The sequence below is a fragment of the Pseudomonas citronellolis genome (assembly GCF_001586155.1).
In the GTDB taxonomy this organism is placed as follows: domain Bacteria; phylum Pseudomonadota; class Gammaproteobacteria; order Pseudomonadales; family Pseudomonadaceae; genus Pseudomonas; species Pseudomonas citronellolis.
Genome location: NZ_CP014158.1, coordinates 5091825 through 5109964, shown reverse-complemented (window position 1 = coordinate 5109964; position 18140 = coordinate 5091825). Strand labels below are relative to the sequence as shown.

Sequence of the window (18140 nt, the reverse complement as noted above, 5' to 3'; positions counted from 1 at the left end):
CCGGTGGTTCCGGCTATCGCGGACAAGGTCCGCTCCTACGGGGGAGGAATACCGTGCAACCTGTAGCGGGCCCTGCCCGCGATTCGCGCGCAGGGCGCGCTCCTACATGGGGCCGGTGTGGGTGGGGCAGCCCCGTAGGATGGGTTGAGCGAAGCGATACCCATCGCCATGACCGCATGGGTTTCGCAAGCTCAACCCATCCTACGAAGCGCACCTCGGTGCAGTCGGAAACAACGAGCGCACTCTGTCCGCGATTTCGCCCCGGCCTGTCCGGTCATGCGAGAGGCAATTCGGAATTTTTGCCCGTGGATGTGGCCAGAGGCATCGCAGTTGCAGTCAAATCTGCGACGGACGCCGCGGCGTTCTCCCGGCCCGCTTTCGGGGTCGCCTGACCAGGTACACACGGACGATGAGCCAACACTCGCAATTCGCCCTGCTGGGCTCCCGGCGCTTTTTGCCGTTCTTCATCACCCAGTTGCTCGGCGCCTTCAACGACAACATCTTCAAGCAATCGCTGATCCTGGCTATCCTCTACCACCTGAGCGTCGGCGGTGACCGCAACCTGCTGGTCAACCTCTGCGCCCTGCTGTTCATCCTGCCGTTCTTCCTGTTCTCCGCCCTGGGCGGGCAGTTCGGCGAGAAGTTCAACAAGGACGCGCTGATGCGCGCCCTGAAGCTGGCCGAGGTGGTCATCATGCTGGTCGGCGCCGCGGGCTTCCTGCTCGGCAGCCTGCCGCTGCTGTTCCTCGCGCTGTTCGCCATGGGCACCCACTCGGCGCTGTTCGGCCCGGTGAAGTACTCGATCCTGCCGCAGCACCTGCGCGACGACGAGCTGGTCGGCGGCAACGCCCTGGTGGAGATGGGCACCTTCCTGGCCATCCTCGCCGGCACCATCGGCGCCGGCGTGCTGATGTCGCGCCAGGCCTACGCCCCGGCGGTGGGCATCGCCGTGGTGCTGGTGGCTATCTGCGGCTTCCTGGCCAGCCGCGGCATTCCCCGCGCCGCCGCCGCGCTGCCGCAGCTGCAGCTGGACTGGAACATCTTCAAGCAGTCCTGGGCCATCCTGCGCCTGGGCCTCGGCCAGCGCCCGGCGGTGTCGCGCTCGCTGGTGGGCAACTCCTGGTTCTGGTTCCTCGGCGCCGTCTACCTGACGCAGATCCCCACCTACGCCAAGGAGCTGCTGCACGGCGACGAGAGCGTGGTGACGCTGATCCTCACCGTATTCTCGGTGGGCATCGCCCTGGGCTCGATGCTTTGCGAGAAGCTCTCGGGCAAGAAGGTGGAGATCGGCCTGGTGCCCTTCGGCTCCATCGGCCTGAGCCTGTTCGGCATCCTGCTGTGGTGGCACAGCGGCGGCTTCCCCGTCGGCGCCGCGCCATTCACCTGGCTGGAAGTGCTGGAGCACCCGCAGAGCTGGGCGGTGCTCGGCGACATCCTCGGCATCGGCATCTTCGGCGGCTTCTACATAGTGCCGCTGTACGCCCTGATCCAGGCGCGCACCGAGGAGGACAAGCGGGCCCGGGTGATCGCCGCGAACAACATCCTCAACGCGCTGTTCATGGTGGTTGCCGCCGTCGTCTCGATCCTGCTGCTGTCGGTGGCCAGGCTGAGCATCCCGCAGCTGTTCCTGGTGCTGTCGCTGATGAACGTCGCGGTGAACGTGTACATCTTCAAGATCGTGCCCGAGTTCACCATGCGCTTCCTGGTCTGGCTGCTCAGCCACTCCATGTACCGCGTCGACCACCAGAACCTCGAGGCCATCCCCGACGAGGGGCCGGTGGTGCTGGTGTGCAACCACGTGTCCTTCGTCGACGCGCTGCTCATCGCCGGCTCCATCCGCCGCCCGGTGCGCTTCGTGATGTACTACAAGATCTTCCGCCTGCCGGTGCTCAACTTCATCTTCCGCACCGCCGGCGCCGTGCCCATCGCCGCGCGCCACGAGGACGAGCGCATCTACGAGGAGGCCTTCCGCCGCGTGGCGCAGTACCTGAAGGACGGCGAGGTGGTGTGCATCTTCCCCGAGGGCAAGCTGACCGCCGACGGCGAGATGAACGAGTTCCGCGGCGGGGTGGAGCGGATCATCGAGGAAACCCCGGTGCCGGTGATCCCCATGGCGCTGCAGGGCCTGTGGGGCAGCTTCTTCAGCCGCGACCCGGACAAGGGCTTCTTCCGCCGCTTCTGGTCGCGCGTGCGCCTGGTGGCGGGGCAGCCGCTGCCGCCGCAGGAGGCCGGGCGCCTGCACCTGCAGGCGCAGGTGGCGGACCTGCGCGGCAACGCCCGCTGAAACGAAAAAGCCCCGGCAGAGCCGGGGCTTTTTCACAGGGGCGCGAGGTTCAGATGACCTGAACTTCGTCCGCCTGCAGGCCTTTCTGGCCTTCTACAACGATGAAGGAGACCTTCTGGCCTTCCTGCAGCGACTTGAAGCCATTGCCCTGGATGGAACGGAAGTGAACGAACAGGTCGCCACCGTTTTCCTGGGTGATGAAGCCAAAGCCCTTGGCATCGTTGAACCATTTGACGGTGCCGGTCTGACGATTCGACATGGAGTTACACCTTGAACGTTGTGGTTTGCTGCACGGCGTTACCGCCGCCTGTTCTGAGTTGCAAGGTGTGGGCCGGGCCGAACGAAGAGCGTCGCCGCCTTCAGGTCATCAGCCGTGACGATCCTGGCAAGCACAGTTGCCGCAGCATACCGGGACTTTTCCGGGAAAGCGACAGGACGGACGTGCCGATTTCAATGGCTTAACTTCAGCCCGACCAGGCCGCAGAGGATCAGCGCGATGCTGAGCAGGCGCAGCGGGGCGACGGATTCGCCGAACAGCAGGATGCCGAGGGTCACCGTGCCCAGCGCGCCGATGCCGGTCCAGATGGCGTAGGCGGTGCCCAGCGGCAGGTGTTTCATGGCCAGGCCCAGCAGGCCTATGCTGGCGGCCATGGCCAGCGCGGTCAGCACGCTGGGCCACAGGCGGGTGAAACCTTCGGTGTATTTCAGACCGACGGCCCAGGCCACTTCGAACAGGCCGGCGAGGAAAAGGATGAACCAGGACATGGGGACCTCCGAGGGTAGTCGATGGCAGGGCCGTCCCCGTCGGTGCACCAGGCGGTGGTGAGGTCGTCCTCACGATGTGCAGTATTTTGCACAATCTGGCCCGGACGGCAACCTGTGCAGGCGCCGCCCGGGCCAGCAGGTTTCAGGAGGTCTGTTCGGGCTTGTCCGTCAAGCGGCGGAACCAGCTCGACAGGGTGGCCCCGGAGATGTTGTGCCAGACGCTGAACAACGCGCTGGGCACCGCCGCCAGCGGCGAGAAGTGCGCGCTGGCCAGGGCCGCGCCAAGCCCGGAGTTCTGCATGCCGACTTCCAGGGCCAGCGACTTGCGCTGCGCCAGGGGCAGGCCGAAGACGCGCCCGGCGAGGTAGCCGAGGAGGAAGCCGAAGCCGTTGTGCAGGATCACCACGGCCATGATCAGCAGGCCGGACTCGGCGATCTTCGCCTGGCTGGCCGCCACCACCGCCGCGACTATCACCACGATGCACACCACCGAGACCAGCGGCAGCACTTCCACCACCTTGCCCACCCGTGCGCCGAACAGGCGCTGGGCGACCACGCCGAGGGCGATGGGCAGCAGCACCACCTGCAGGATCGACCAGAACAGCTCGGCGAAGGACACCGGCAGCCAGGCCGAGGCCAGCAGCCAGATCAGCGCCGGCGTCAGCAGCGGGGCGAGCAGGGTGGTCACCGCGGCGATGGCCACCGACAGCGCCAGGTCGCCGCGGGCGAGCCAGGTCATGACGTTGGAGGCGGTGCCGCTGGGGCAGCAGCCGACCAGGATCACGCCCACGGCGATCTCCGGCGGCAGGTGCAGCAGCTGGCACAGCAGCCAGGCCACGCCGGGCATGATGACGAAGTGGGCGACCACGCCCAGGCACACGCGCCAGGGGTGCCGCGCCACTTCGGCGAAGTCTTCCAGCTTCAGCGTCAGGCCCATGCCGAACATGACGATGCCGAGCATCGGCACTATCGCCGGCGCCAGCGGGCGGAACCACTGCGGCGCGAGGAAGGCCAGCACGGCGAACAGCAGTACCCAGAGGGCGAAGGTGTTGCCGACGAAGCGGCTCAGCAAGGCGATGGCGCGCATGGACGGTGATCCTTGTCGTTATTGTCGGGCCGGCGCCATATAGGGCGCCGACCTTCTGAAGAACCTGTTCACGATCTCGCGAGCTAGAGCAGAACAAGGCGCAACGACCAACGGGAGTAACAGCCGAAGGCTGGCCCGAAGGGCGAGCGCAGCGAGTCAAACAGGCGAGGGAGGCACCGGGCTCGCGTTCGAGTTTAGTCCGCTAAATGAGCATCACTCGCCTGTTTTCAACGCAGTTATGCCGACGCGCAGCAGATCGTGGGCTGGTTCTTAGATGCCCTGGGGGATTTCCTCGCCACCGAGCGCTTCGAACAGCGCCGGCAGGAACTGGCCGAAGGTCAGCATCATCAGGATGAAGCTGGCGTCGAGCTGGCCGAGGGCGTCGTCGCCGCCGTCCTTCTCGGCCTGCTCCTGCAGCAGTTCCTCGAAGCGCAGGCGCTTGATCGCCAGCTTGTCGTCGAGCACGAAGCTGAGCTTGTCCGACCAGGCCAGCGCCAGCTGGGTGACCAGCTTGCCGGAGGACAGGTGCAGCTGGATCTCGTCGCTGGTCAGGTCCTGGCGCTTGCAGCGCACCACGCCGCCGTCCTCGTGGGTGTCGCGCAGTTCGCACTCGTCGAGCACGAAGAAGTCGCCGGCGGCCTCCTGGGTCTTCACCCAGTCGGTGAGGGTGGCGCTGGGCGCGACCTTGACGCTGAGCGGGCGCACCGGCAGCGAGCCGAGGGCCTCGCGCAGGGTGGAGAGCAGGTCCTCGGCCTTCTTCGCGCTGGCGGTATCGACCAGGATCAGGCCCAGCTCCGGGGCGATCGCCGCGAAGGTCGAGGAGCGGCGGATGAAGGCGCGCGGCAGCAGGCTCTGGACGATCTCGTCCTTGAGCTGGTCGCGTTCCTTCTTGTAGACCTTGCGCATCTGCGCGGTCTCGATTTCGTCCACCTTGTCCTTCAGCGCGTCGCGCACCACGCTGCCGGGGAGGATGCGTTCCTCCTTGCGCGCGCTGATCAGGTAGAAGCCCTGGCTGACGTGGGCCAGGGGCGCGTCGGGGCCCTTGCCGAAGGGCGCGGTGAAGCCGTAGGTGGTCAGTTCCTGGCTGGCGCAGGGGCGCGCCGGCTTGCTGGCCAGGGCTTTCTCGAGGGCATCGGCATCGATCTGCAGATCCTGGGTGAGGCGGTAGACGAGCAGGTTACGGAACCACATGAGGGTCAAACTCCCGGACACAAAGGACTGCATTATTCCCACAGCGGCGGTCCAGGCCAAGCCCATGGCGTTTCGCCGGCGTTTTCCTAAGCCTTTGGAACGGCAGAAAAAATTTTTCACGCGGGGGCTTGCCAGGGTGCGAATGCCTCCGTAGAATGCGCCCCACTTCGAGAGTGAAGGGTGATTAGCTCAGCTGGGAGAGCATCTGCCTTACAAGCAGAGGGTCGGCGGTTCGATCCCGTCATCACCCACCAAACTCGAGGTCCGACGCAGCGGTAGTTCAGTCGGTTAGAATACCGGCCTGTCACGCCGGGGGTCGCGGGTTCGAGTCCCGTCCGCTGCGCCATATTCCAAGCCCTCAGGCAGAAATGCCTGGGGGCTTTGTCTTTTCCGGCTCCGGAAACGACCCGCGTGCGACGCCGTTCGCAACGCCTATCCCGTTAATTTTTCTATAAGTTTGCCGTGGGAACTTATCCCCCGGCAGTGGTTCCTATTGCCCATAGCCATTGGCCGCGGCGCCCTGATAAGCTCGCGGTTTCATCGAAATGCCAGCATGGCAATCAGACAAGGAATCAGCATGAAACAACATCGGTTGGCGGCAGCGATCGCACTGGTCGGCCTGGTTCTCGCGGGCTGCGATCAGCAGGCTGCCAATGTGGAGCTCAAGACGTCGGCGCAGAAGGCCTCCTACGGCATCGGCCTGAACATGGGCAAGAGCCTGGCCCAGGAAGGCATGAACGATCTGGACTCCAAGGCCGTCGCCCAGGGCATCGAAGATGCCATCGGCAAGAAGCCGCAGCGCGTCACCGATGAAGAGCTGACCCAGGCGTTCACCGACCTGCAGAAGCGTTCCGAGGAGCGCATGGCCAAGCTGAGCGAGGAAACCCTCAAGGCCGGCAAGAAGTTCCTCGAGGACAACGGCAAGCGCGAAGGCGTGGTCACCACCAAGTCCGGCCTGCAGTACGAAGTGGTGAAGAAGGCCGACGGCCCGCAGCCCAAGGCCACCGACGTGGTCACCGTGCACTACGAGGGCAAGCTGACCGACGGCACCGTGTTCGACAGCTCCATCCAGCGCGGCAGCCCCATCGACCTGCCGGTCAACGGCGTGATCCCGGGCTGGGTCGAAGCCCTGCAACTGATGCACGTGGGCGAGAAGATCAAGCTGTTCATCCCCAGCGAACTGGCCTACGGCTCGCAGAGCCCGAGCCCGACCATCCCGGCCAACTCGGTGCTGGTGTTCGACCTGGAACTGCTGGGCATCAAGGATGCCAACCAGGCCGGCGGCGAGCAGCCGCAAGCCCCGGCGCAGAACTGAGTACATTCGTACCAAGAGGACGCCCCGCCCGTGCGGGGCGTTCCTGTTTCTGCAGGAAGATGGCGCTGCTCCGCGGCTGACCAGTCGGTCGGAAAGGGCGTAGTCTGGTGCGGGATGTTACCCTTATGCACATATATGTCGCAGCCGTGGTTACGGCCGGTGCTTGACAGCGAAGGGTGATATCGAATAGCCGCAACTGTATGATTTTTATAAGGTTTCCTGAGCTGAACAAAAAATCGCCGATCTGTCTGTAGGCCGCTGGCGACGGGCTTTCCGGCGTGGAGACCGGATACTTTCAACAGAGTTATCCACAGGAAAGGTGGATAACCCAAACGTCCCCCGGCGACACCGCCGGAACGAGGTGCCCGATGAAGAAACCCGCCGGTTTCGACCGTTATCTGGCCCTGGCCGAACGCTTTCTCGCCCGGGGCCGGGTACCGGCGCTGCTGTTCGCCGTGGCGCGCAAGAGCGCGCGCCTGAAGCTGGTCAAGGCCGACCTGCGCCTGCTGCAGGAACTCGCCCTGGCCACCGTGCGCGGGCAGTATCGCCAGCTCAACCCCAGGGCGCTGCTGGCCGTGGTGGCGGCGCTGCTGTATTTCCTCTCGCCGCTGGACATGATTCCCGACTGGCTGCCCGGCGTGGGCCTGCTGGACGACCTGGCGGTGCTGGCCTGGGTGGTGCGCCACTGGCAGGCCGAGCTGGATGCCTTCAAGCTCTGGCGCGACGCGCAGAGCCGCGAGACGCGCCAGTCCCTGGCGCTGCTGCCGGGGCCGGAGCGGCCGGCGCGCGGCTGAGTTGCCGTCCACGCGAACCGTGCGCGGCGTTGCGATGCCGTGCGCGATGATGCGCCCGATGAGGCCGAGCGGCGTTTCATGGGCGATACTGTGAAGGGTCGGAATGCCGGGCAGGCGCCAGTGGTTGCCGTCATTGCCCGTTGAAATGCCGGCATGCAAGGAGTGTTGTCGATGAATGTGCAAGTGATCACACGAGACGGCGAAGCGGAGTACGCCGTGCTTCCCTGGGCCGACTACCAGGCGCTGCTGGCCGCTGCCGGCGCCCGCGCCGCCCCGCCAGCGGCAGCCGTCGTCACGGCGGCGGCGCCGACCGCCTCCTGGCGCGAACTGCGCGAGGCGCGTGGCCTGTCCCTGGAGAGCGTGGCTCGCGAGGTGGGGATCAGCCCGTCCTACCTGGGGATGATCGAAAGCGGCGAGCGCGAGGTCAGCGAAGCCATCGAGCACGGCCTGCGTCGCGCACTGGGAGCGAAGTCGGAGTCGGCATCTTGAGCGTGCATATCAGCCGCAAGCATTGGCAGGGCTTGCTGGACGAGCTGGAAGACGCGCGCCGCCAGCGCCACCTGTTGACCTACCGGGCACTGATCGAGCGCCTGCAACTGCCGACCCCGGCGATGACCACCCTGACCGCGGCCCTGGAACACCTGGCGCAGCTCGATGCCCGCGCCGGCCGGCCGCTGCGTAGTTCGCTGGTGATCAGCCAGGGCGCCAGCCGCCTGCCGCGCACCGGGTTCTTCGAGTGCGTGGAGCGCCTGGGGCGCTTCTCCGGCGCTTCTGACGGCCCGGCGGCGGCGGGCTGGCATGCCGCCGAGGTGGTGCGGGTGTTCGAATTCGACTATCCGGAAGAGCCGTGAGCCGCGAGTTCGTCTGGCGCCTGCGCGCCCGCCTGTCCTACGCCATGGCGCGACGCCTGATGGGCTGGCCCTGGCTGGTCCGCCAGCCGCGCGCCTGGCAGTGGATGCAGGGGCAGTTCTCGCGCATGGCCAACCTCGGCGACGTGGCGGCGCAGAGCTTCTACGGCCACCTGCTGCTGTTCCGTGGCCAGGGCTTCGGCGCCCGCGAGGAGGGCCTGCGCTTGCTCGCCCTGGCGGCCGCCGGCGGTGATGCCAAGGCTGCCTACCAACTGGGCGTGCAGGCCCTGCAGGGCAGCGCGCAGCGGCAGCCGGACGGTGCCGCTGCTGCGCGTCATTGGGCCCAGGCCGCCGAGGCCGGTCATCCGCTGGCCGCGCGGCGCCTGGCCGAGCTCTATCGCGACGGGGCCGAAGGCCTCGCCGCCGATGCCGAGCAAGCCGAACGCTATCAGGCCCTGGCGGCGCGTCTCGGACTCTGAGCGGCTTCTATTCCAGTGTGATGACGTGTCGGCTGTAGCCGGGGATTTCCTTGGCGTGGCGCTTGGCCTCGGAGGCGATGCTCGCCAGTTGCGCCGCGTCCAGGCGTTCGCCGGCGCCGGGCTTGAGGTGCACCACGCCGATCGACAGCGACAGCAGCGGGAACTCCTGGCGCTGGCCGCGGCGGTTGTAGGCGACGAAGCAGCCGGCCTGCAGGTGCTCCTGGTTGTAGAAGCGCCGGCACTGGCCCTGGAAGTCCTCCAGCAACTGGTTGAGGCGGTTGCGCCAGTCCCCGGAGGTGAACACCAGCATGAAGTCGTCGCCGCCGATGTGGCCGACGAAGTCGCAGCCGGGGTCCACCCGGTCGCTCAGGCATTGCGCCAGGCACAGCAGTACTTCGTCGCCGCGGGCGTAGCCGTAGAGGTCGTTGAAGGGCTTGAAGCTGTCGATGTCGACGTAGCACACCGCGGCCTCGCGCTCCTGTTGCAGTAGACGGCCCAGGCACTGCTGGATGGGCACGTTGCCCGGCAGCAGGGTCAGCGGGTTGGCGTAGCGCGCCTGGCGGATCTTCAGTTCGGTGATCAGCTTGAGCACGTCGATCACCCGGCCCAGGCCGAGGTAGCGGCCGCCCTGGGTGATGATGAAGTCTTCCTCGATGCGCTGCCGCGCGCGGCTGGTGAGCAGGCGGCTGACTTGCTGCAGCGACTGGCTGCGCTCCACCGCGAGGAAGTCCTCGCTCATCAGCCGGCTGATCGGCTTGCGTGCGTACAGTTCGGTGCCGAAGGGCTTGAGCAGGGCATCGGAGAGCGCATGGCGGTGGACGATGCCCACCGGCTGCTGGTGCTCGTCGAGCACCGCCAGGGCGTTCAGGTTGGCCTGGGCGCGGAATGCTTCCAGCACTTCGGCGATCGGCGTGTCGCGGCTCACCGCCGGCTGTTCCAGCAACAGCGGGCGCAGGTCGGCCTGTTCCTCGCCGTGCAGGGCGTCCGTGCGGTCGAGGTCCGGCAGCAGGCCGCGGACCTCGCGCACCGGCTGTTCCTGCGGGCGGCCGATCAGGTAGCCCTGGACCAGGTCGACGCCCATCTCCGAGAGCACCGCCAGTTCCTCCGGCAATTCGATCCCCTCGGCTATCACCTGGGCGCGGGAGGCGTGGGCCATCTTCAGGATGGAGCCGACGAACTCGCGCTTGACGCCGTCCTGGTGGATGCCGTCGATGAAGTGGCGGTCGATCTTCACGTAGTCCGGGCGCAGCTCCGACCACAGGCGCAGGCTGGAGTAGCCGGCGCCTAGGTCGTCCAGGGCGATGCAGAAGCCCATGGCGCGGTAGTGGTGCAGCGCGGTGTCGAGCAGGCCGAAGTCCTCGATGGGCGCCTGCTCGGTCAGCTCGATGACCACGTCGCCCGGCGCTATGCCGAGGGTCTGCAGCAACTGCAGGGTACGGCCGGGCTGGTGGCTGGGGTCCAGCAGTGACTCGGGGGCGACGTTGAGGAACAGCTTGCCGCCCAGCCCCAGCTCGTGGAAGCGCTGGCAGGCGCGGCGCCGGCAGAGCACGTCCAGCTCGCTCAGGCGGCCGGCGTGGCGCGCGGTGCTGAACAGGGTGAGGGGGGAGTGCAGCGGGCTGTTGGAGGGGCCGCGGGTGAGGGCCTCGTAGCCCACCAGGCGCCGCTCGGAGAGCGACACTATGGGTTGGAACAGACAATGCAGGTCGCCGTGAGCGATGATCTGGGCCAGCGCGCTCAACTGCTCGGTGACGGTCATGACGGTTCTCTGTGGGTGAAAAGACGAAGGGCCGGTCTCCCGGCCCTTGCGCATTTCACTACTGAGTCATGACTGTTTCGTGACGACTCCGCTCTTTCAGTGCTTGGCCAGCGCCGAGCTGAGCGTCAGGTAGTCCAGCAGGATGTGCCCGGACTCGGTGAGGTAGGCGTCGTCCTGCGGCTTGGTCTTGTCGTCGTCCGGCAGGGCGTTGTCGTCCTCCTGCTTGAGCTCCTTCAGCGGCTCCTGGCCCTTGGATTTGCGCAGTGCGTTTTCCATGGCCAGTTGGCGGCCCTCGATGCTGCTCTGCTGGGCGCGGCGCTTGGCCTCGTTCAGGCTGACGGTCTTCTCCTTCATCAGTTCCTGGGCCAGGGCCAGGCGCTGGCGGGCGTAGACGAAGTCGGCATTGTTCGCGGTGCGCGCGTCGTGCTGGGTCTTCAGCTGGTCGAGGAACGGCTTGAAGGGGTCGCTCTGCGCCGACAGCACCGGGCGGATGGTGTCCCAGGGCATGGAGTCGGGCAGGGCGCTCTCGCCGATTTCCTTGTCGTCGACGATGGACGGGTAGGCGATGTCCGGGATCACGCCTTGGTGCTGGGTGCTCTGCCCGGAGACGCGGTAGAACTTGGCCAGGGTCAGCTTCAGCTCGCCGTGGTTGAGCGGCTGGATGGTCTGCACGGTGCCCTTGCCAAAGGTCTGGCCGCCGACGATGAGCGCGCGGTGGTAGTCCTGCATGGCGCCGGCGAAGATTTCCGAGGCCGAAGCGGACAGGCGGTTGACCAGCACGGTCATCGGCCCGGTGTAGAAGGCCTTGCCCTCGTCATCGTTGAGCACGTCGACGCGGCCGTCGCTGTTGCGCACCAGCACGGTCGGGCCCTGGTCGATGAACAGGCCGGTCAGCTCGGTGGCTTCCTGCAGGGAGCCGCCGCCGTTGTTGCGCAGGTCGATGACGATGCCGTCGACCTTGTCCTTCTGCAGCTCGCCGATGAGCTTCTTCACGTCGCGCGTGGTGCTCTTGTAGTTCGGGTCGCCGGCGCGGTAGGCCTTGAAGTCCAGGTAGAAGGCCGGCACGTCGATCACGCCGAGCTTGTAGTTGCGGCCGTCGTGGTCGAGGGTGATTTCCGACTTCTTCGCCGCCTGGTCTTCGAGCTTCACCGCCTCGCGGGTGATGGTGACGATCTTGCTGGTCTGGTCGTTCGGCGCGTTGCTCGCCGGGATGACTTCCAGGCGCACCTGCGAGCCTTTCGGCCCGCGGATCAGCTTGACCACCTCGTCCAGGCGCCAGCCGACCACGTCGACCATCTCGCCCTTGCCCTGGGCGACGCCGATGATCTTGTCCGAGGTGGCGATCTGCTTGCTCTTCTCCGCCGGGCCCGCCGGCACCAGGCGCACGACCTTGACGTAGTCGTTGTCGCTCTGCAGCACCGCGCCGATGCCCTCCAGGGAGAGGCTCATGTTGATGTCGAAGTTTTCCGCGCTGTCCGGCGACAGGTACTGGGTGTGCGGGTCGTAGGTCTGCGCGAAGGCGTTGATGTAGGCCTGGAAGATGTCTTCGCTGCGCGTCTGCTCCAGGCGCATCAGCTGGTTCTTGTAGCGCTTGGTCAGCTGTTCCTGGATGGCCTTGTCGTCCTTGCCGGCGATCTTCAGGCGCAGGACCTCGTCCTTGACCTTCTTGCGCCAGAGGTCGTCGAGCTCGGCGCCGTTCTTGGCCCAGGGCGCGTTCTCGCGGTCGATGGTCAGGCTCTCGTCGACCTTGAAGTCGATCTTGTCGACGCCCTTGCCGAGCATCGCCAGGGCGAAGTCCAGGCGCTCCTTGAGGCGGTCCAGGTGACGCTTGTAGATGGTGAAGCCGGGGTCCAGCTCGCCGCTCTTGAGGAAGTCGTCGAACTGGGTGCGCCAGGGCGCGAACTGGGCGATGTCGCCGGCGGTGAAGTACATCCGCGACGGGTCCAGGGCCTTGATGTAGGCGTCGTAGATCTTCGCCGAACGGTCGTCGTTGAGCGGCGGCTTGCTGTAGTGATGGCGCTTGAGCAGCTCGACGATGTTGAGGCTGGCGATCACCTGGTCACGGTCCGGCTGCAGGCCGTCCCAGGAGTTCTGGCCGGCGGAGGGCGCGGCGAACGAGGACAGGGCGCTGGCGCCGAGGACCAACAGCAGGGCGGTGCGGGGCAGAAATCGCTTCATGCTTAATCGACTGGGTGCGGAGTTATGACGCATATTAGGCCGTATCTGGCGTCGCCGGGTTCCAAGCTTGTCGAGATTGGGCTCTGGCGCGACGAGCGAAGAGGAAGGCCCGACCGACGTGGTGCGGGCCGTGCAAGCACTATGGAGGTAGCGTGAACGCATTGCAAGGTATCGAAGGGCGGGTGGAGTGGGCCGAGCGCGCCGCGCCGACCTGCGGGGCGGGGCAGGTGCGCATCCGCGTGGCCGCGGCCGGACTCAACCGCGCCGACCTGCTGCAGCGCGCCGGGCTCTACCCGCCGCCGCCGGGGGCCAGCGACGTGCTCGGCCTGGAATGCGCCGGGGTGATCAGCGAAGTGGGCGCCGGCGCCACCTGGCAGGTGGGCGACCGCGTCTGCGCGCTGCTGGCCGGCGGCGGCATGGCCGAGGATGTGGTGGTCGACGCCCGCCACGTGCTGCCGGTGCCCACCGGCCTGTCGCTGGCCGAGGCGGCGGGATTGCCGGAGGTGTACGCCACGGCCTGGCTCAACCTGTTCCAGCTGGCGGGCCTGCAGCCGGGCGAGAAGGTCCTGCTGCACGCCGGCGCCAGCGGCGTGGGCTCGGCCGCCATCCAACTGTGCAAGGCCTTCGGCAGCCCCTGTTGGGTCAGCGTCGGCTCCGCCGACCGCCTGGCCTACTGCGAGGCCTTGGGCGCCGAGGGCGGCGTTCTGCGCGGCGAGGGGCTGGAATCGCTGCGCGATTTCGCACCCTTCGACGTGATCCTCGATCCGGTGGGCGCCAACTACGCGGCGCTCAACCTGCAGGTGCTGCGCCAGGACGGCCGCTGGGTGGTCATCGGCCTGATGGGCGGGCGCAAGGCCGAGCTGGACCTGGCGCTGCTGCTGGGCAAGCGCATCCAGCTGACCGGCTCGACGCTGCGCAGCCGCGACGCCGACTTCAAGGCGCAACTGATCGCCGAGCTGGGCACCCGCGTCTGGCCGCTGTTCGCCAGCGGCCAGCTGCAGCCGCGGCTGGAACGCCAGTTCGCCGCCAAGGACGCCGAGCAGGCCTTCGAGGCCCTGGCCAGCAACCAGGTGCAGGGCAAGGTGGTGCTGCTGGTCGACGAGAGCCTGGCCTGACGGGCGGTTCCGCACGGTGTTTGTCCTGAATCTGTAGGCGCAACTGTCTTGCCGGCTGCGCCGAGGCGCTCTTCGTAGGATGGGTTGAGCCTTGGCGAAACCCATGCGGCCATCGGTGATGGGTATCGCTTCGCTCAACACCATCCTACGCGGCGTCGTGTTTGCCGGTGGGTAGCGGGCCCTGCCCGCGCTTTCGCGCGCAGGGCGCGCTCCTACAGGGGAATGGCGTTTCCTGGTGGGCTCAGCGCCAGGCGAGGATTTCCCAGCCGTGTTTTTCCGCCTCGGCGCGCAGCACCGGGTCGGGGTTGACCGTGTGCGGGTTGCCGACGCGGTGCAGCAGCGGCAGGTCGTTGCGCGAGTCGGAATAGAAGTGCGCGGCGGCCAGCGGGTTTTCGTCGCCACCCAGCCAGTCGAGCAGGCGGATGATCTTGCCGTCGCGGTAGGTCAGCACGCCCTGGGTGCGGCCGGTGTAGTGGCCGTCCACTACCTCCAGGTCGATGGCCAGGACGTCCTGGATACCGATGCGCTCGGCGATCGGCTGCACCAGGTGCACGCCGGAGGCGGAGATCACCAGTGGGCTGTCGCCGGCGGCGCGGTGGCGGGCCAGGGTGCGGCAGGCGTCGTTGTAGATCAGCGGTTCGATGACGTCCTCGACGTAGGCCTCCACCTCCCGCTCCACTTCCTCGACGCTGCGCCCGGCCATGGGCTCCAGGCTGAAGGCCATGTAGGCCTCCATCGACAGTTCGCCCAGGGCGTAGCGCGCCATCAGCTCGGTATCGCGGCGGATGAAGGATTCGCCGTCGACCCAGCCCAGCTCGGCCATGCGCCGGCTCCACAGGCTGGCGCAGTCGCCGTCGATGAGGGTTTCGTCAAGGTCGAAGATCACCAGGGCCATCAGGCCACCTCCCGGATGCTTTCATGATCGATCGCCAGCGCCAGTTGGCTGCCGGCCGGATAGAGACGTTCCGCGCTGCGGTTGAGCACGTCCACCGTGAGTTCGACGCCGTTGGCCCGCACCCGGTAACGGATGACGTTGCCCAGCAGGCTGTGGGACAGCACCTGGGCGGCGATGCCGTCGCCCGCATCCAGGCTCAGGCGCAGGGATTCCGGGCGGATCGCCACCTGCCCGGCGAAGGGCCGGCCGAGCAGGCGGCCGGCCTGCTCGGCGTCGAGCAGGTTGTAGTTGCCGATGAAGCCGGCGGCGAAGGCGTCGGCCGGCGCGGTGTAGAGGGTTTCCGCGTCGCCGCTCTGGACGATGCGCCCGGCGTTCATCAGCACGATGCGGTCGGACAGCGTCAGCGCCTCCTCCTGGTCGTGGGTGACGAACACCGTGGTCAGTTGCAGCTCCTGCTGGATGCGCCGGATCTGCTCGCGCAGGTGCTTGCGGATGCGCGCATCCAGGGCCGACAGCGGCTCGTCGAGCAGCAGCAGGCGCGGGCGGGTGACCAGCGAGCGGGCCAGGGCCACGCGCTGGCACTGGCCGCCGGAGAGCTGGTGCGGGTAGCGCGCGGCGTACTGGCCCAGTTCGACCATCTCCAGCACCTCGGCCACCCGGCTGGCGGCCTCCGCGGCCGGCACTTTGTGCATGCGCAGGCCGAAGGCGACGTTCTGCTGCACGGTCATGTTGGGGAACAGCGCGTAGCTCTGGAACACCATGGCGATGCCGCGCTTCTGCGGCGGCAGCGGCACCAGATCCTGGCCGTCGACCAGGATGCGCCCGCTGTCCACCGCGGTGAGCCCGGCGATGCAGCGCAGCAGGGTGGACTTGCCGCAGCCGCTGGGGCCGAGCAGGGTGACGAACTCGCCGCGCCGGGCGGCGAAGTCGATGTCCTGGAAGACCTGGGTGTCCCCGAAGCTCTTGTCCAGGCGTTCGACGCTGAGGAAGCTCATGTGCGGTCCTTGTTCAGGCGGTTGGCGGCCCAGGTCAGCAGCAGGATGAAGAGGAAGTAGGAGACCACCACCGCGCTGGTGTAGTGGCCGCTGCTGTTGCGCATGTTGTTGAGGAAGACCTGCAGCGTCTCGTAGCGGGTGCCGACCAGCAGGTTGGCGAAGACGAACTCGCCGATGAGGAAGCTGAAGGACAGGAACAGCGCCACCATCAGGCCCTTGCGCAGGTTCGGCAGCACCACCAGCAGGGCCGCCTGCCAGGTGCTGGCGCCCAGCAGCTGGGCGGCGTCCATCAGGTCGTGCAGGTTGATCGCCTGCAGGTTGTTGCCGATGGCCCGGTACATGAACGGCAGGGCGATGGTGAAGTAGCAGCCGATGAGGATCCAGGGCGTGCCGGTCAGCGGCAGGGGGCCTGCGGCATACAGCTGCAGCAGGCCCACCGAGGAGACCACCGGCGGCACCGCGAAGGGCAGCAGGATGAGCACGTTCATCAGCGCGTCCAGGCGCGGGTAGTGGTAGTGCACCACGAACATCAGCGGCAGGATCAGCAGCACGCTCAGCAGCAGCGCGCCGAAGCACACCAGCAGCGACTGGCCGAAGGCGGTGAGGAAGCGCGGGTCGGTCCACAGCGCCAGGTACCACTTCAGCGTCAGTCCGTCGGGCAGCACGCTGGCCGACCACTGGGTGGCCAGGGAGTAGAGCAGGGTGGCGGCCAGCGGCAGCAGCAGGATCAGGAACAGGGCCCAGACCACCAGCCGGTGGTACAGCGGGCTAGCGTTTCTGGACATGGTAGCTCCGCCGCAGCAGCCACTGGTGGGCCAGGGTGATGACGGTCATCAGCCCGACCAGGATCATCGCCAGGGCGCTGGCCATGTTCGGGTCGAGGAAGACGTCGCCGGAGACCAGGCCAGCGATGCGGATCGGCACCACGTTGAAGTTGCCGGTGGTCAGCGAGTAGACGGTGGCGTAGGCGCCCAGGGCGTTGGCCAGGAGGATGACGAAGGTGCCCAGCAGCGCCGGCGTCAGCACCGGGATGCCGATGTGCCGCCAGAACTGCCAGTGGTTGGCGCCCAGCAGCGCCGCCGACTCGCGCCAGTCCTCGCGCAGGGCGTCGAAGGCCGGGTAGAGCAGCATCACCCCCAGGGGAATCTGGAAGTAGGTGTAGAGGATGATCAGGCCGGTCTTGGAATAGAGGTTGAAGTCCTCGATCAGCCCGGCCTGCTTGAGCAGCAGGGTGATGGCGCCGTTGAAGCCGAGGATGATGATGAAGGCGAAGGCCAGCGGCACCCCGGCGAAGTTGCTGGTCATGTTGGCGAAGGCCATGACGAAGTCGCGCAGGCGGCTGTCCACCTGGCGCAGCGAATAGCTGCCGAGCACGGCGATGGCCAGGCCGATCAGGCTCGACCACAGGGAAATCTCCAGGCTGTAGCGGATCGCTTGGCGGTAGAAGGGCGAGGCGAATATCTCGGCGAAGTTGCCCAGGCCCCAGGCGTCCTCGCTGCGCAGGCTGTTGATCGCCACCCACAGCAGCGGGGCGATCTGGAAGGCGAAGAAGAACAGCGCGAAGGGCAGCAGGCAGAGCAGGGCCAGGCGCTTTCCGCGGTTCGCGCTCATGGCCGCAGCAGCCCTTGGCAGACCGGCTTGTCGTGGGGCGCGCCGAGGATTTCGCAGAGGCTGCCGCACAGCTCGACCTGGCGCGGGCGCACCTGGTCGTCGAGGCTGAAGGCCTCGCCGAAGACGAACAGCGGCACCTCGCGCTCCTCGGGGAGGATGCCGCCGTGGGTATGGTCGTCGTTCATGCCGTGGTCGGCGGTGACCATCACCTGGTAGCCGGCGGCTAGCCACTGGTGCAGGTATTCCGAGAGCAGCACGTCGGCCTGGCGCGCGGCGTTGCGGTACTGCGCGCTGTTCAGGCCGTGGCGGTGGCCGGCGTCGTCGATGTTCATCGGGTGCGCCAGCAGCACGTCGGGCTTGTGGCGGCGGCGCAGGTGCTCGGCATCGGCCAGCAGATGCGAGTCGGGGTAGTGGTCGGTCCAGTAGAAGTGGCCGAACTGGATCGGCAGCGCCGCGTCCTCGGTGTGGCGGTCGCGGGCCGCGTCGAAGGGCGAGCGGTTGTACAGCTCGCTGACCCAGTGGTAGGCCGCCGCCGCGGTGCTCAGGCCGGCGTCGCGGGCGTAGTGGAACAGGCTGCGCTCCTTCGACAGGCGCGACACCTGGTTGTGCAGGATGCCGCTGTCGATGGGCGCGACGCCGGTGAGCAGGCATTCGTAGAGCGGCCGCGACAGCGACGGCAGCTCGCACTGCAGGCGGTAGAGGCGGCCGCGGCCAGCGTTGCAGAGCGCCTGCAGGTGGCCCATGCAGTCATGGGCGACGCCGTAGTTGAGGCCGTCGAGAATGACCAGGATGACGGGACGGGACATCGTAGCTGCCTGTGCTGGGAA

18 protein-coding genes and 2 tRNA genes are annotated in these 18140 nt (G+C 67.2%); 9 read left to right on the top strand and 11 right to left on the bottom strand.

The features are described from left to right. The first annotated feature begins 409 nt into the window (after positions 1-409). Positions 410-2284 carry an MFS transporter gene (locus PcP3B5_RS22225; protein ID WP_061562413.1) on the top strand — a complete coding sequence of 625 codons (1875 nt, stop codon included), beginning with the start codon at positions 410-412 and terminating at the stop codon, positions 2282-2284. A 49-nt stretch (positions 2285-2333) separates the two neighbouring features. Here PcP3B5_RS22225 and PcP3B5_RS22220 read toward each other — a convergent pair whose 3' ends face one another. From PcP3B5_RS22220 to rdgC, 4 genes are all read right to left on the bottom strand, one after another. Next, positions 2334-2543 (bottom strand): cold-shock protein, encoded by a 210-nt coding sequence (locus PcP3B5_RS22220; RefSeq protein WP_009620558.1) that lies wholly within the window; start codon positions 2541-2543, stop codon positions 2334-2336. A 191-nt stretch (positions 2544-2734) separates the two neighbouring features. Then, positions 2735-3049, bottom strand: a complete 315-nt coding sequence (gene sugE / locus PcP3B5_RS22215; RefSeq protein WP_009620556.1) for a quaternary ammonium compound efflux SMR transporter SugE — start codon at positions 3047-3049, stop codon at positions 2735-2737. A gap of 142 nt (positions 3050-3191) precedes the next feature. Continuing rightward, positions 3192-4136: a bile acid:sodium symporter family protein gene (locus tag PcP3B5_RS22210; protein ID WP_043271076.1), complete on the bottom strand. Its 945-nt coding sequence runs from the start codon at positions 4134-4136 to the stop codon at positions 3192-3194. Between the two features lie 270 nt (positions 4137-4406). Further along, positions 4407-5327: a recombination-associated protein RdgC gene (gene rdgC, locus PcP3B5_RS22205; protein WP_009620552.1), complete on the bottom strand. Its 921-nt coding sequence runs from the start codon at positions 5325-5327 to the stop codon at positions 4407-4409. A gap of 178 nt (positions 5328-5505) precedes the next feature. Here rdgC and PcP3B5_RS22200 point away from each other — a divergent pair. The 7 genes from PcP3B5_RS22200 to PcP3B5_RS22170 all read left to right on the top strand — a co-directional run bounded on the left by PcP3B5_RS22200 (position 5506) and on the right by PcP3B5_RS22170 (position 8763). Next, positions 5506-5581 (top strand) — tRNA-Val (locus PcP3B5_RS22200). A gap of 15 nt (positions 5582-5596) precedes the next feature. Then, positions 5597-5673: transfer RNA gene (locus tag PcP3B5_RS22195), tRNA-Asp, on the top strand. Between the two features lie 231 nt (positions 5674-5904). Continuing rightward, entirely contained in the window at positions 5905-6642 is a 738-nt protein-coding gene (locus PcP3B5_RS22190) for a BamJ family beta-barrel-assembly machinery protein (protein ID WP_009620550.1), read from the top strand. A gap of 368 nt (positions 6643-7010) precedes the next feature. Next, positions 7011-7436, top strand: a complete 426-nt coding sequence (locus PcP3B5_RS22185) for a YkvA family protein (protein WP_009620548.1) — start codon at positions 7011-7013, stop codon at positions 7434-7436. Positions 7437-7607: 171 nt separating this feature from the next. Further along, a complete protein-coding gene (locus PcP3B5_RS22180) occupies positions 7608-7925 on the top strand; it encodes a helix-turn-helix domain-containing protein (RefSeq protein ID WP_043271074.1) in 318 nt (105 codons plus the stop codon). Further along, positions 7922-8287, top strand: coding sequence for a hypothetical protein (locus tag PcP3B5_RS22175; protein WP_009620544.1), 366 nt, complete (start codon positions 7922-7924; stop codon positions 8285-8287). The genes PcP3B5_RS22180 and PcP3B5_RS22175 overlap by 4 nt, the downstream gene beginning before the upstream one ends. Further along, positions 8284-8763 (top strand): hypothetical protein, encoded by a 480-nt coding sequence (locus tag PcP3B5_RS22170; RefSeq protein WP_043271072.1) that lies wholly within the window; start codon positions 8284-8286, stop codon positions 8761-8763. Before PcP3B5_RS22175 ends, PcP3B5_RS22170 begins: the two co-directional genes overlap by 4 nt. Positions 8764-8770: 7 nt before the next feature. On the opposite strand, the gene PcP3B5_RS22165 is transcribed toward PcP3B5_RS22170, so the two are convergent. Both PcP3B5_RS22165 and PcP3B5_RS22160 read right to left on the bottom strand, forming a co-directional pair. Continuing rightward, on the bottom strand, positions 8771-10519 hold the full coding sequence (locus PcP3B5_RS22165) for a GGDEF domain-containing protein (protein WP_043271070.1): 1749 nt from the start codon (positions 10517-10519) through the stop codon (positions 8771-8773). 96 nt (positions 10520-10615) lie between these two features. Continuing rightward, the gene (locus PcP3B5_RS22160; RefSeq protein WP_043271068.1) at positions 10616-12697 is read right to left on the bottom strand and encodes a carboxy terminal-processing peptidase; all 2082 of its coding nucleotides are present in this window, start codon (positions 12695-12697) and stop codon (positions 10616-10618) included. Between the two features lie 152 nt (positions 12698-12849). Here PcP3B5_RS22160 and PcP3B5_RS22155 point away from each other — a divergent pair, with 152 nt between their 5' ends. After that, positions 12850-13812 carry an NAD(P)H-quinone oxidoreductase gene (locus PcP3B5_RS22155; RefSeq protein ID WP_043271066.1) on the top strand — a complete coding sequence of 321 codons (963 nt, stop codon included), beginning with the start codon at positions 12850-12852 and terminating at the stop codon, positions 13810-13812. Between the two features lie 241 nt (positions 13813-14053). On the opposite strand, the gene PcP3B5_RS22150 is transcribed toward PcP3B5_RS22155, so the two are convergent. The 5 genes from PcP3B5_RS22150 to PcP3B5_RS22130 are packed head-to-tail and all read right to left on the bottom strand — an operon-like array spanning position 14054 to position 18119. Continuing rightward, complete coding sequence (locus PcP3B5_RS22150; protein WP_043271064.1) at positions 14054-14707, bottom strand: HAD family hydrolase; 654 nt, start codon at positions 14705-14707, stop codon at positions 14054-14056. After that, positions 14707-15702, bottom strand: coding sequence for an ABC transporter ATP-binding protein (locus tag PcP3B5_RS22145; RefSeq protein WP_043315622.1), 996 nt, complete (start codon positions 15700-15702; stop codon positions 14707-14709). Before PcP3B5_RS22145 ends, PcP3B5_RS22150 begins: the two co-directional genes overlap by 1 nt. Beyond that, the gene (locus PcP3B5_RS22140) at positions 15699-16487 is read right to left on the bottom strand and encodes an ABC transporter permease (protein ID WP_058072894.1); all 789 of its coding nucleotides are present in this window, start codon (positions 16485-16487) and stop codon (positions 15699-15701) included. Before PcP3B5_RS22140 ends, PcP3B5_RS22145 begins: the two co-directional genes overlap by 4 nt. Beyond that, a complete protein-coding gene (locus PcP3B5_RS22135; protein ID WP_043271058.1) occupies positions 16471-17313 on the bottom strand; it encodes an ABC transporter permease in 843 nt (280 codons plus the stop codon). Before PcP3B5_RS22135 ends, PcP3B5_RS22140 begins: the two co-directional genes overlap by 17 nt. After that, positions 17310-18119, bottom strand: coding sequence for an alkaline phosphatase family protein (locus PcP3B5_RS22130; RefSeq protein WP_043315626.1), 810 nt, complete (start codon positions 18117-18119; stop codon positions 17310-17312). The genes PcP3B5_RS22135 and PcP3B5_RS22130 overlap by 4 nt, the downstream gene beginning before the upstream one ends. Between the last annotated feature and the right edge of the window lie 21 nt (positions 18120-18140).